Source organism: Aliishimia ponticola (genome assembly GCF_004803475.1).
In the GTDB taxonomy this organism is placed as follows: Bacteria; Pseudomonadota; Alphaproteobacteria; order Rhodobacterales; family Rhodobacteraceae; genus Aliishimia; species Aliishimia ponticola.
In genome coordinates this window covers 183,284-196,051 of the sequence record NZ_SRKY01000003.1, presented here as the reverse complement: position 1 = coordinate 196,051, position 12,768 = coordinate 183,284, and the positions used below count along the sequence as shown (strand labels likewise).

13 protein-coding genes are annotated in these 12,768 nt (G+C 62.0%); 11 read left to right on the top strand and 2 right to left on the bottom strand.

What is annotated here, in order from left to right; all coding sequences use genetic code 11:
• Window positions 1–49 precede the first annotated feature (49 nt).
• Window positions 50–1,822, bottom strand: a complete 1,773-nt coding sequence (locus E4Z66_RS12105) for an SLC13 family permease (protein ID WP_136463289.1) — start codon at window positions 1,820–1,822, stop codon at window positions 50–52.
• A 197-nt stretch (window positions 1,823–2,019) separates the two neighbouring features.
• Between E4Z66_RS12105 and E4Z66_RS12100 the strand changes: the two genes are divergently transcribed.
• Window positions 2,020–2,760 carry a YebC/PmpR family DNA-binding transcriptional regulator gene (locus tag E4Z66_RS12100; RefSeq protein ID WP_136463288.1) on the top strand — a complete coding sequence of 247 codons (741 nt, stop codon included), beginning with the start codon at window positions 2,020–2,022 and terminating at the stop codon, window positions 2,758–2,760.
• A gap of 71 nt (window positions 2,761–2,831) precedes the next feature.
• On the opposite strand, the gene E4Z66_RS12095 is transcribed toward E4Z66_RS12100, so the two are convergent.
• Window positions 2,832–3,131 (bottom strand): hypothetical protein, encoded by a 300-nt coding sequence (locus E4Z66_RS12095; protein ID WP_136463287.1) that lies wholly within the window; start codon window positions 3,129–3,131, stop codon window positions 2,832–2,834.
• A 176-nt stretch (window positions 3,132–3,307) separates the two neighbouring features.
• On the opposite strand from E4Z66_RS12095, the gene E4Z66_RS12090 reads away from it, so the two are divergent.
• The 10 genes from E4Z66_RS12090 (at window position 3,308) to E4Z66_RS12045 (ending at window position 12,759) form a co-directional block, all read left to right on the top strand.
• The gene (locus E4Z66_RS12090; RefSeq protein ID WP_136463286.1) at window positions 3,308–3,910 is read left to right on the top strand and encodes a LysE/ArgO family amino acid transporter; all 603 of its coding nucleotides are present in this window, start codon (window positions 3,308–3,310) and stop codon (window positions 3,908–3,910) included.
• 72 nt (window positions 3,911–3,982) lie between these two features.
• Window positions 3,983–4,879: a DMT family transporter gene (locus tag E4Z66_RS12085; RefSeq protein ID WP_246036004.1), complete on the top strand. Its 897-nt coding sequence runs from the start codon at window positions 3,983–3,985 to the stop codon at window positions 4,877–4,879.
• Between the two features lie 63 nt (window positions 4,880–4,942).
• The gene (gene betI / locus E4Z66_RS12080; protein ID WP_136463285.1) at window positions 4,943–5,512 is read left to right on the top strand and encodes a choline-binding transcriptional repressor BetI; all 570 of its coding nucleotides are present in this window, start codon (window positions 4,943–4,945) and stop codon (window positions 5,510–5,512) included.
• Window positions 5,509–7,023 carry a choline-sulfatase gene (gene betC, locus E4Z66_RS12075; RefSeq protein ID WP_136463284.1) on the top strand — a complete coding sequence of 505 codons (1,515 nt, stop codon included), beginning with the start codon at window positions 5,509–5,511 and terminating at the stop codon, window positions 7,021–7,023. The genes betI and betC overlap by 4 nt, the downstream gene beginning before the upstream one ends.
• Before the next feature lie 69 nt (window positions 7,024–7,092).
• Complete coding sequence (locus E4Z66_RS12070; protein ID WP_246036041.1) at window positions 7,093–8,277, top strand: BCCT family transporter; 1,185 nt, start codon at window positions 7,093–7,095, stop codon at window positions 8,275–8,277.
• 71 nt (window positions 8,278–8,348) lie between these two features.
• On the top strand, window positions 8,349–9,806 hold the full coding sequence (gene betB, locus E4Z66_RS12065; RefSeq protein ID WP_136463282.1) for a betaine-aldehyde dehydrogenase: 1,458 nt from the start codon (window positions 8,349–8,351) through the stop codon (window positions 9,804–9,806).
• Window positions 9,806–10,063, top strand: coding sequence for a DUF6552 family protein (locus E4Z66_RS12060; RefSeq protein WP_136463281.1), 258 nt, complete (start codon window positions 9,806–9,808; stop codon window positions 10,061–10,063). The genes betB and E4Z66_RS12060 overlap by 1 nt, the downstream gene beginning before the upstream one ends.
• Window positions 10,064–10,077: 14 nt before the next feature.
• Window positions 10,078–11,730: a choline dehydrogenase gene (gene betA, locus E4Z66_RS12055; protein WP_136463280.1), complete on the top strand. Its 1,653-nt coding sequence runs from the start codon at window positions 10,078–10,080 to the stop codon at window positions 11,728–11,730.
• Window positions 11,731–11,784: 54 nt separating this feature from the next.
• Window positions 11,785–12,441, top strand: a complete 657-nt coding sequence (locus tag E4Z66_RS12050) for a thermonuclease family protein (protein ID WP_136463279.1) — start codon at window positions 11,785–11,787, stop codon at window positions 12,439–12,441.
• Between the two features lie 75 nt (window positions 12,442–12,516).
• The gene (locus E4Z66_RS12045; protein ID WP_136463278.1) at window positions 12,517–12,759 is read left to right on the top strand and encodes an HP1242/YdcH family protein; all 243 of its coding nucleotides are present in this window, start codon (window positions 12,517–12,519) and stop codon (window positions 12,757–12,759) included.
• The last annotated feature ends 9 nt before the right edge of the window (window positions 12,760–12,768 follow it).

Here is a 12,768-nt window from a genome sequence, read left to right as displayed (position 1 = left end):
GCTGACGTGCCGTCAACCGGCGGTAGGCACCCACCCGCAGCAGCAGGGATCAGAGCGGCCAGAACACCAGAATGGCCGGGATCGACACGGCGATCACCAGCACTTCCAACGGCAGGCCCATGCGCCAGTAATCGCCAAAGCGGTATCCGCCGGGACCAAGGATCAGCGTGTTGTTCTTGTGCCCGATGGGCGTCAGGAACGCCGAAGAGGCCGCAACCGCGACCGCCATCAGGAACGGATCGGGGCTGACCCCAAGGCTTTGCGCCATCTGGATGCCCACGGGGGCGGCGACGATGGTTGTCGCCGTGTTGTTCAGCACGTCGGACAGGGTCATCGTCACAACCATCAGAACGGTCAGCACCGCCCAGGCCGGAAGCCCTTCGGTCAGCGATACGAGCGTGCCGGCAATCAGCTCGGTCCCGCCGGATGTTTCCAGCGCCGCGCCAAGCGGGATCATCGATCCAAGCAGCACGACCACCGGCCATTCGATATGGGTATAAAGTTCCGACAGCGGGACGATCTTGGACAGCACATAGGCCACGACCACAAGGCCAAGCGCGATCGGCAGGTACAATAGTCCAAAGCTGGCCGCGACGACCGCGCCGCCGAACAGGCCAATGGCCAGCCAGACCTTGTCATCCTGCGTCACCGCGAGGCCGCGCTCCGCCAGTGGCAGGCTGCCCAGCCATGTGGTCACATCCGCCGCGCGGCCCTGCGGCACCAGCAGCAACAGAATGTCGCCGGGCATGACCTGCGTCTTGCGGATCTGCTCGGAGATGCGCTTGCCCTGCCGCGAGATCCCCATCAGCACCGTCGATTGCCGCCAAGCCAGCCCAACCGATTGCGCCGTGCGGCCCACCAGACGGGAGTTTTCCGTGACCACCACTTCGATGATCTCGACGCCTTCGCCGCCCGCGCGCAGCTTTTCTTCGCGCGTGGCATCCGCGACCGACAAACCCAAAGCGGCGCGGAACTCGTCCAGCGCATCGGGCGTCGCGTCGATCACCAGCGCGTCGCCCGCCTTGATGTTGGTATTGCGCCCGCGGCCATAGACGCGTCTGCCATCGCGGATCAGCCCGATAATGGCGACATCCGCCTTCTCGGCCTCTTCATCCAGTTCGGCAAGGCGCTTGCCGGTATGCTTGTTGTCCTCCGGCACGGTCAGTTCGGCGATGTATTGCGACACATCCTCCAGCGCGGCGGCGGCATCTTCCCGCTCTGGGATCAGGCGCCAGCCGATCAGCGCAACAAAGGCGAGCCCGGCAATCGCCGCCACCCCGCCCACCGGGGCGAAGTCAAACATGCGGAAGGGTTCGCCCAGGCTATCCTCGCGGATCGAGGCGATGATGATATTGGGCGGCGTGCCGATCAGAGTGACCATGCCGCCCAGGATCGTCGCGAAGGACAGTGGCATCAGCGACAAACCCGGCGACCGACCCGCCTTGCGGGCCGTCTGCATATCGACCGGCATCAAAAGCGCCAGCGCCGCGACGTTGTTCATGAAGGCCGACAGGATGCCGCCGACCGCGCCCATGATCGCCACATGCGCGCCAAGGCTGCGGGCACTGTCCACCAATGTCCGGGTGATCAGGAACACCGCGCCGGACCGCACCAGCCCGGCAGAAACCACCAGCACCAAGGCCACCACCAGCGTGGCCGGGTGGCCAAAGCCCGAAAACGCCTGATCGGAAGGCACGACCCCCAAAGTTACCCCGGCAAGCAGGGCCGAAAAGGCAACGATATCATAACGGAAACGCCCCCAGAGCAGCAGGCCGAATACGGCGCCGAACAGGGCAAACAGGATGATCTGATCTTGTGTCATAAGCGATATCTAGTCCAGCGCGCGAGGAAGGTCACGCGCTCAGATGACCTGCTTGAATTACGCCCCAAGGCGGCGATGCGCTGGCCCCCGCCATGCCGATATCCCGGCCCCGTAAGCGTGCCGCCCGGCCTTTGCCTTGAACAGAGGCGCGCGCCTGCATATAGAACTGCCAAAATTCTTCCAATGGAGGCATCACCATGGCAGGCCATTCCAAATGGGCCAACATCCAGCACCGCAAGGGGCGGCAGGATGCGGCCCGCTCCAAGTTGTTTTCCAAGCTTAGCAAGGAAATCACCGTTGCGGCGAAGATGGGCGACCCGGACCCGGACAAGAACCCGCGCCTGCGCCTTGCCGTGAAAGAGGCAAAATCGCAATCCGTCCCGAAGGATGTGATCGAACGGGCGATCAAGAAATCCACCGCAGGCGATGGCGACGATTACGAAGAAATCCGCTATGAGGGCTATGGCCCCAATGGCGTTGCGGTGATTGTCGAGGCGATGACCGACAACCGCAATCGCACCGCGTCCAATGTGCGGTCCACCTTCACGAAGAACGGCGGCAACCTTGGCGAGACCGGCTCGGTTGCCTTCATGTTCGAGCGGAAGGGCGAAGTGACCTACCCGCTGGAAGCAGGCGATGCGGATTCGATCTTTGAGGCGGCGATCGAAGCGGGCGCGGAGGATGTCGAAAGCTCGGAGGATGGGCATATCATCTGGTGCGCCGATACCGATCTGAACGAAGTGTCGAACGCGCTGGAAACAGCCTTGGGAGAATCGGAGTCGACCAAGCTGGTCTGGAAGCCTTCCACCACGACGGAACTTGACCTCGACAACATGCAAAAGCTGATGAAGCTGGTCGATGCGCTTGAAGACGATGATGACGTGCAGCGCGTCACCACGAATTTCGAGGCCTCGGACGAAGTCCTCGCGCAGCTGTAAGCGTCACGTGATCCGAATGCGAAAAGGCCGCCCGGTGGGCGGCCTTTTTTGCGCATGGCACGAAGATGGGCTTAGCTGAACAGCCCGCGCGTCATGGAATTCCACAAAGAGGGTTGTGGCGCCGACTTCGGCAAGGACTTCAGCACACCTTTCACGATGGCCAAACGATGGTGGGCATCATTGTCACGATCTGCACGGCTCTGGACCGACAGAATCTTTTCCTGCGTCTGCAACGCTCCTTGAATGACTTCAATTTGCTCAGCAGTCAGCTCAAGGTTCTCTTTATGGCACTTCATCTTCGCGCTCTCTTTACTATTAATTGAGTGCTTATTTATGTCGCAGAGCGAGATGTACCAGCCCCAAAATGTCATAAAAATGTGATGCGAAATTGCAGACTTGGTTAACTCTCTGCAAACTACGTGCCCCAATTTGGCCCCCTTGCTGGCGTAGCGCCCGATTCGGGCTCGCAATCCGCCTTGTGCGAAACGGGTTTGCCAAGGCGCGGTTCGCCCGATAGGGACGTCCGGCCCGTGTGTAAGAGATGACGATGCCTGCCTTCCTTTCCGGATTCTTTCTGAGCCTGTCGCTGATCCTCGCCATCGGCGCACAGAATGCCTTTGTTCTGCGGCAGGGGCTGATGCGTCAGCATGTCTTTGCGGTTTGCCTGTTCTGCGCCGTTTCTGACGCGCTTTTGATCACCGCCGGGGTGGCGGGCTTTGGCGCGCTGGCAACTGCGGTGCCATGGTTTGAAACTGCGATGCGTTACGGCGGCGCGGCCTTCCTGATCTGGTACGGCTGGAAGAACGCTTATTCGGCGTGGCAGGGGGGCGCGGCGCTCCAGACAGAGGGGCCAGCGCAGACGCGGTTGAGCGTGATCCTTGCAACGCTGGCGGCGCTGACCTGGCTGAACCCCCATGTCTACCTGGATACCGTGGTGCTGATCGGGTCGATCTCGGCGCAATATCCGGACCGGCTGTCTTTCGGTATCGGGGCGGTGCTGGCCAGCTTCACCTTCTTTTTCTCGCTCGGCTATGGCGCGCGGCTTCTGTCGCCTGTCTTCAGGTTGCCCCGGGCGTGGCAGGTTCTTGACGCGCTGATCGCGCTGACAATGTGGGCGATTGCGGCCGGATTGCTGTTGGGTGGCCACTGATCGGGGCGCAGAATTTAATCTGAGGCCCTGCAACGGCTTGCCATTTGCGCGCGGCGTCGCCTCTATGGCCGCATGAGTCCCTCTCGTCCAATTGTCGGTGTTTTCTGGATGCTCGTCACCGGGCTGTGCTTCGTCGCGGTGACGGCGCTGGTCAAGATGACAGGCAACCGGATTCCAGCCACCGAATCCGCCTTCCTGCGCTATCTTCTTGGCCTTGTTTTCCTGATCCCGCTGCTGCGCGGCCTGGGGGGCACACGCCTGACGCCCCGGCACTGGCGGCTCTTCGTGTTTCGCGGGATATGCCATAGCTGCGGCGTGATCCTGTGGTTCTTTGCCATGACGCGCATCCCTATCTCGGAGGTGACGGCGATGAACTACCTGTCGCCGGTCTATGTCTCTATCGGGGCGGTCTTCGTGCTGGGCGAAAAGCTGGCGATCCGGCGGATCATGGCGATTGTCGCGGCCCTGATTGGTGTGCTCGTCATCCTGCGACCGGGCGTGCGCGAGATCGAGGACGGGCACCTTGCCATGCTGATCTGCGCGGTCGTGTTCGCGGCCGGATACCTGACGGCCAAGATCCTCGCTGATGAGGTCCCCGCGGCGCTGGTGGTGGGCATGTTGTCGATCTTTGTCACGCTGTTCCTTGCGCCTTTTGCAATCGCCGTCTGGGTGCCGCCCACATGGGAAGAACTCGGTTTGCTCTTTCTCGTGGCCTGTTTTGCGACAGCCGGGCACTACACCATGACGCTGGCTTTTGCCGCCGCGCCGATGACCGTGACGCAGCCGGTCACCTTCCTGCAACTGGTCTGGGCCACGCTTCTTGGTGCGCTTCTGTTCGCGGAACCCGTTGATATATGGGTGGTAATCGGCGGCTCGATCATCTTGGGCGCAGTGTCCTTCATCACCTGGCGCGAGGCCGTTCTGAAGCGCCGTCCCATCACGCCGCCGGGGCCAGCCACCAAGCTGTGATGTTTTTTATTGACTGGTCAGTCAATATCCAACAGGTTCGCCGCTTAAAGGCGGAGACTCGGCATGCCGAAACTAGGAATGGAACCCGTTCGCAGAGCGGCGCTTGTGAAGGCCACCATCGCAGAGCTTGGCGGGGCGGGCACATTGGACGTGACCGTGGGCCAGATCGCGCGGCGGGCGGGCATGTCCTCTGCGCTGGCGCATCACTATTTCGGGGGCAAGAACGATATCTTCGCCGCGGCGATGCGGCAGATCCTTGTCGATTTGCGCGCGGCGGTGAAGGTCCGGGTGCGCGGCGCAACGACTCCGCGTGCGCAACTGAACGCCATCATCGAAGGCTGCTTCGCGCCGCCCTCCTTTGACCCCGACACGATTCAGGCCTGGATGCTGTTCTACAGCCTGTCGCGCACCAACCCCAAGGCAGCGCAGCTCTTGCGCGTCTACCAGCGGCGATTGCGGACCCATCTGCGCGTGGCGTTGCGCCCGCTGAGCCCCACGCCGGAAGAGGATGCCGAAACACTGGCCGCGTTGATCGATGGCCTTTACCTGCGCGCTGCGCTCAGCCGCAGGGGCACCGCCGAAGAAGCGACCCGGCACGCGCTTGATGTTGCACATAGATTGGTGGCCGCATGACACGTCCGAATATCCTGATTTTCATGGTGGACCAGCTTAACGGCACGCTGTTCCCCGACGGTCCCGCCGATTGGCTGCACGCGCCGAACCTGCGCGCGCTGGCCGACCGGTCGACGCGCTTTGCGCTCAGCTATACGGCTTCGCCGCTTTGCGCGCCGGGGCGGGCGTCATTCATGTCGGGGCAGTTGCCCAGCCAGACGGGCGTCTATGACAACGCGGCCGAGTTTCGGTCGGATATTCCCACTTATGCCCACCACCTGCGCCGCGCGGGCTATCACACCTGCCTGAGCGGCAAGATGCATTTCGTCGGGCCGGACCAGCTTCATGGGTTCGAGGAACGTCTGACCACCGATATCTATCCCGCCGATTTCGGCTGGACGCCCGATTACCGCAAGCCGGGCGAGCGCATCGATTGGTGGTATCACAACATGGGCTCCGTCACCGGGGCGGGCGTGGCCGAGATTTCCAACCAGATGGAATATGATGACGAGGTCGCCTATCACGCGACGCGCAAGGTCTACGATCTGGCGCGCGGAAAGGATGATCGCCCGTGGTGCCTGACGGTCAGCTTCACCCATCCGCATGATCCCTATGTGGCGCGCCGCAAATACTGGGATCTGTACGAGGATTGCGACCATCTGCTGCCCGAGGTTCCGGCGATGGCCTATGAGGATCACGATCCCCACGCGCAGCGCATCTTCGACGCGAACGATTGGCGCAGCTTCGACATCACCGATGAGGATATCCGCCGGTCCCGCCGGGCCTATTTCGCCAATATCTCCTATCTCGATGACAAGATCGGCGAGGTGATGGAGGCGCTGCGCGGCACGCGGCAGGACGAGAATACGATCATTCTCTTTGTTTCGGACCACGGCGATATGCTGGGCGAGCGTGGGCTGTGGTTCAAGATGTGCTTCTACGAGGGCGCGGCCCGGGTGCCGATGATGATCGCCGCGCCGCAGATGCAGCCGGGTCTGGTCGAGGTTCCGGTCTCCAACATCGACGTTTGCCCGACGCTGTGCGAACTGGCCGGCGTGCCCATGGACGAGGTCATGCCCTGGACCACCGGTCAATCGCTGGTCCCGTTGGGGCAAGGCGGCACACGGACGGAGCCGGTGGCGATGGAATACGCCGCCGAGGCGAGCTATTCGCCGCTGATCGCCTTGCGGCAGGGGCGGTGGAAATACGTCAATTGTGCGCTTGATCCCGAACAGCTGTTCGATCTGGCGGCCGACCCCCACGAGTTGACCAATCTGGCCGACGACCCCGCCCATGCAGAGGTGCTGGAACGGTTCCGACTGGATGCGGCAAGCCGCTGGGATCTGGAAACCTTCGATGCCGAGGTGCGCGAAAGTCAGGCCCGGCGCTGGGTCGTCTACGAGGCGTTGCGGCAGGGCGGCTATTACCCGTGGGATTACCAGCCACTGCAAAAGGCGTCCGAGCGCTTCATGCGCAACCACATGGATCTCAACACGGTTGAGGAAGATGCGCGCTACCCGCGCGGAGAGTGACAGTAACCCGTATGCGCGAATACCGGTGACGTAAGCCGGGATCTAAAACGAACAGGGACACGAAAAATGTTGACGACAATCATATCCTTCGGGGTGCTGATGGCCTTTGCGCTGGTGGCATTCTGCACAATCAAATGGTGGAACGTAAGACTGACGGGACCACAGCCCGTAAGCCTGTTCGTTTTCATCGCGATCCTCTTTACCTCCGGGCTGGATGTCGGGCTGGTGATGTTCCCGATCGCCTTTGACTTCCCGCTCTATGCCGACACGGCGACGGAACCGGCCTATGCCTTCACCAACCCGCTGGCGCTGGAATTCGGCTTCTGGGGCTTTCTGATCTGGGCCTTCTACTTCCTCACCGCGTTCTATTTCTGCGCCATCGAGCCGCGCGTGAAATTCTTCGAGATCGGCGCGGTGAAGCTGATCAACAACCTTGTCATCATCACGACCTGCGCCTTCACCGGTGCGTTGTTCCTGATCTACATGCCCTATTACATCCCCGAAGTCGGCGACGGCGAAACGGTGCTCCCGGCCTTCTATGTGATCTGCTTCCTCGTGATCCTCGCGGCCAGCTTTTCCTCGACCGATATCCGGTTCGTGAAGATCCTGTCCGTGGCCTCGACAGCCATCTTCTTTGCGTTGATCTTCGGCATGTGGGCCTATGCGGGCATGGGTCTGGGCGACTTCTTTGCAACCGCGTCCGGTATTGGCGGCTACTTCGCGAATATCCACAAATTCGTTCTGCCGCTGACCGAGTATCACGAGTTCTACCTGTTCTGGTGGTTCGCATGGTCGATCATGATCGGGCAGTTCACCTCGCGGTTTGTCGGCGGCCTGACCACATGGCAATTGCTGGCAGCGCTGCTGGTGTTCCCGTCGATCCCGCTCGCGCTGTGGTTCACGGTGGCCTATTACTACCACCTCAACGCGATCGACATGACCGGCATGGTCAACTGGTCGATGACGGTGGTTGGCATCCTCTTCGTGATCAACTCCTTCGACTCGCTGATCCGGCTTTATACGGACAATTTGAACCTGACCGCTGACCGCTATGGCAAGGTGCAATATGTGCTTGGCAACGCGGCGCTGCTGTTCGTGCTGACGCTGCTGTTCCAGTCGCAGTGGTTGCAAATCCAGTGGGTCGGCACCGTTGTGATCGGCCTGTATGTCGCTTGCATCGTCTGGGTTCTGTCCCGGCGCGATGCACTGGCGGGCCTGTCCCATGGCGGGCAGACCGCTGCCGCCAGCAATTGATACCAACCGCGCGCGCCGGGACCGTCCCGGCGCGGGTGCCTTCCTGACTGACGTCCACCGCGGAGAGTCCGATGACCCAAGCCACGCAGCCCAAAGCCAGCCATTTCGTGAATGGCGCTTATCTTGAAGATACCGATGGCGATGCCTTCGACGTGATCTATCCCGCCACGGGAGAGGTCATCGCGACAGTCCATGCCGCGACCCCCGCCGTGATAGAGGCCGCGATTACATCGGGCCGGGCCGCACAAAAGCAATGGGCAGCCATGACCGGGACAGAGCGTGGCCGCATCCTGCGCCGCGCGGCCGATATCATCCGCGAACGCAATCACGAGCTTTCGGTTCTGGAAACCTATGACACCGGCAAGCCCTATCAGGAAACGAGCGTCGTCGACGCGACCTCTGGCGCGGATGCGCTGGAATATTTCGGCGGGCTGGCCGCAAGCCTGACGGGCGAGCATATTCAGCTGGGCGAGGATTGGGTTTATACCCGCCGCGAGCCTCTGGGCCTGTGCGTCGGGATCGGCGCGTGGAACTATCCGACGCAGATCGCCTGCTGGAAAGGCGCGCCCGCGCTGGCCTGCGGCAACGCCATGATCTTCAAACCGTCCGAAACCACCCCGCTTTGCGCGCTGAAAGTGGCCGAAATCCTGCACGAGGCGGGCTTGCCTGCCGGGCTTTACAACGTGGTGCAGGGAATGGGGCCGGTTGGCGCTGCGCTGGTGTCGGACCCGCGCGTGGACAAGGTCTCGCTCACCGGGTCTGTGCCGACGGGGCGCAAGGTCTATGCCGCCGCCGCTGAAGGCATGAAGCATGTCACCATGGAACTCGGCGGCAAGTCGCCTTTGGTCATCTTCGACGATGCGGATATTGAAAACGCGGTGTCGGGCGCGATCCTTGGCAACTTCTATTCCTCTGGTCAGGTCTGTTCCAACGGGACGCGCGTCTTCGTGCAAAAGGGCATCAAGGAGGCGTTCCTGACCCGGCTTTCCGAACGTCTGGCAAACGCCGTGATCGGCGACCCGATGGACCCCGAAACAAGCTTTGGCCCAATGGTCAGCCAACGCCAGATGGAGATCGTCGAAGGCTATATCGCCAAGGGCAAGGAAGAGGGTGCGCGGCTGGTCACGGGCGGCGCGCGGCTTAATCGGGACGGCTTCTACCTTGAGCCAACCGTTTTCGCCGACGTGACGGACGATATGGTCATTGCACGCGAAGAGATTTTCGGCCCCGTCATGGCGGTGCTGGATTTCGACACCGAAGAAGAGGTGATGGCGCGCGCCAATGACACCGAATTCGGCTTGGCGGCGGGCGTGTTTACCCGCGATCTGTCCCGTGCCCATCGCGTGGCAGCGGGGTTCGAAGCGGGCACCTGCTATATCAACACTTACAATGACGCGCCGGTCGAAGCACCCTTTGGCGGCGTCAAGATGTCTGGCGTGGGGCGTGAAAACTCCAAGGAGGCCATCGCCCATTACAGTCAGGTCAAATCGGTCTTCGTCCGCATGGGCGATCTGGAGGCGCCTTTCTGATGGCATCGAACGCACCCGAACCAGCGCCAGTTCGGCCCGGCTTTCAAACCGTCGACATCGTGAAATGGATCGCCACCGCGATCCAACTGGTGGGCTATGGGCTGACCGGGCTCAACATCGTGCCTTGGAACGTGTTCGCCTTCTTTGCGGGCATCATTTTGTGGTTCGCAGTCGGGGTCATGTGGAAGGACCGCGCGATCATGGTCGTGCATGTCGGTGCCTTCATCTCGCTGCTGATCGGTTATCTGAACGCCTGACCCTGGAGGTTGCCATGACACAGGCTGACTACGTTATCGTCGGCGCGGGCAGCGCTGGCTGCGCCGTTGCGTACCGCCTTGCGGAAGCTGGAAAATCCGTGCTAATCGTCGAACATGGGGGCACCGATGCCGGCCCGTTCATCCAGATGCCCGGCGCGCTGAGCTATCCCATGAACATGAAGCGCTATGACTGGGGCTATGTGTCGGAGCCGGAGCCACATCTGGGCGGGCGGCAACTGGCGTGCCCGCGTGGCAAGGTGATCGGCGGGTCGTCCTCGATCAACGGGATGGTCTATGTGCGCGGCCATGCGCTGGATTACGACCATTGGGAAGACAGCGGCGCGGCGGGCTGGGGCTATGCCGATGTGCTGCCCTATTTCCACCGGATGGAAACGTGGCACGATGGCGGGCATGGCGGCGATCCGGCATGGCGCGGCACCGATGGGCCGCTTCATGTGACGCGGGGGCGGCGTGAGAATCCGCTTTACCATGCCTTTGTAGAGGCCGGGCGCCAGGCCGGTTATCCGGTCACGGGCGACTATAATGGCCGCCAGCAAGAGGGCTTCGGCCCAATGGAACAGACGGTCTACAAAGGGCGGCGCTGGTCTGCGGCCAACGCTTATCTGAAACCAGCGCTAAAACGCGAAAACTGCGATCTGGTCCGCGGACTGGTGGAGCGGATCGAGATCACCGAAGGGCGGGCCACCGGCGTCGTTCTGGCCGATGGGCGCGTGATCCACGCCCGCGCCGAGGTGATCCTTGCCGCGTCGTCGATCAACTCGCCCAAAATCCTCATGCTGTCCGGGATCGGACCGGCGCAGCATCTGGCAGAACATGGGATCAGTGTCGTGGCTGACAGGCCCGGCGTCGGCGGCAATCTTCAGGACCATCTGGAAATGTATATCCAGATGGCCGCCGCGCAGCCGATCACGCTTTACAAGTATTGGAATTTGTTCGGAAAAGCGATGGTGGGGGCGCAGTGGCTCTTTACCAAGACCGGTCTGGGCGCGACCAATAATTTCGAAAGTGCGGGCTTTATCCGGTCGCGGGCCGGGGTGCAATATCCCGACATTCAGTTCCACTTCCTGCCCATTGCCGTGCGCTATGATGGCCAGGCTGCCGCCGAAGGGCACGGGTTTCAGGCCCATGTCGGCCCGATGCGGTCGCAAAGCCGGGGGCGGGTGTCTTTGCGGTCCTCCGACCCGGCGGCCGATCCGCTGATCCGCTTCAACTACATGAGCACGCAGCAGGACTGGGAGGATTTCCGGGCCTGCATTCGCCTCACGCGCGAGATCTTTGCGCAGGACGCCTTCAAACCCTTCGTGAAACACGAAATTCAGCCGGGCGACGCAGTACAAAGCGATGACGCGCTTGATGACGCGATCCGCGAACATGCCGAAAGCGCCTATCACCCTTGCGGCACGTGCCGGATGGGGCGCGCTGACGACCCGGACGCGGTGGTCGATCCCGAAGGACGCGTGATCGGCGTTGATCAATTGCGCGTCGTGGACAGTTCGGTGTTCCCCCAGATCACCAATGGCAACCTTAACGGCCCGTCGATCATGACCGGTGAGAAAATGGCGGACCATATCCTTGGCCGCGCGCCGCTGCCGCCATCGAATGCAGAGCCATGGGTGAACCCGGCTTGGGAGACGTCTCAGCGTTAACGATTTCTCCCGGCCCGCGTTGACCCTGCCGCGCGGCGGGGGGATACCGGGGGCATGTTAAGATTCGTTAACGTGCTCTGGGCACTCCTTCTTGCGGCGCCGGTTCTGGCCTCCGATCCGACTGGCCGGATTCGGGTTGTCGATGGCGATACGCTGAAAGTTGGCGGCGTCACAGTGCGGCTGCACGGCATCGACGCGCCCGAGATGGATCAGACCTGCCGCGATGGTGCGGGGGTGGATTGGCGCTGCGGGCGCTGGGTCACGCAGGTCGTGACAGAGCGGTATGAAGGCAAGCGCGCCCGCTGCAAGACCATCGAACAGGACAAATACGGGCGCGATGTCGCGCGCTGCACGGTGCGCGGCAACGACTTGGGCAAGGTGCTGGTTTCGGACGGACGTGCCTTCGCGTATCGCTACTATTCCATGGCCTATGACCTGGACGAAAAAGCCGCCGCCGTGCGCCGCGCCGGTTTGCATGGCTATGACGTGCAATCCCCCGCCGCGTTCCGCAAGGCGCAGCGCAGCACCCCGGCGGACCGCGCCGATGGCTGTGTGATCAAGGGCAACCTTTCCCGATCCGGGGCGCGTATCTACCACGTGCCGGGGCAGGAGAATTACGCGCGCACGCGGATTTCGCCGCAAAAAGGGGAACGGTGGTTCTGCAATGAGGCCGAAGCGCGCGCGGCCGGATGGCGGCGGGCAAAGCGCTGAGTTTGATCCGGGTCAATGTTGGGCCGGGTGAAAACGCTACACTCCCTTCGAACGCGTGAAAGGGAGCAACATCACATGTCACACACACCGCACGAACTCGCCGACGATTTCCCGGAATTTGCCGACCGCATTGCCGCTATGAAACAGTCCGATGCCCATTTCGCAAAGCTGGTCGAATCCTATCACGAAGTGAACCGGGCCGTGCACCGGGCCGAGACAAATGTCGAGCCGGTCGAAGAGTTGACCGAGGTCGAATTGCGCAAGCGCCGTGCCGCGCTGAAGGATGAAATCTACGCCGCGCTGTCGGCGGACGCCTGAAGGGCCTTA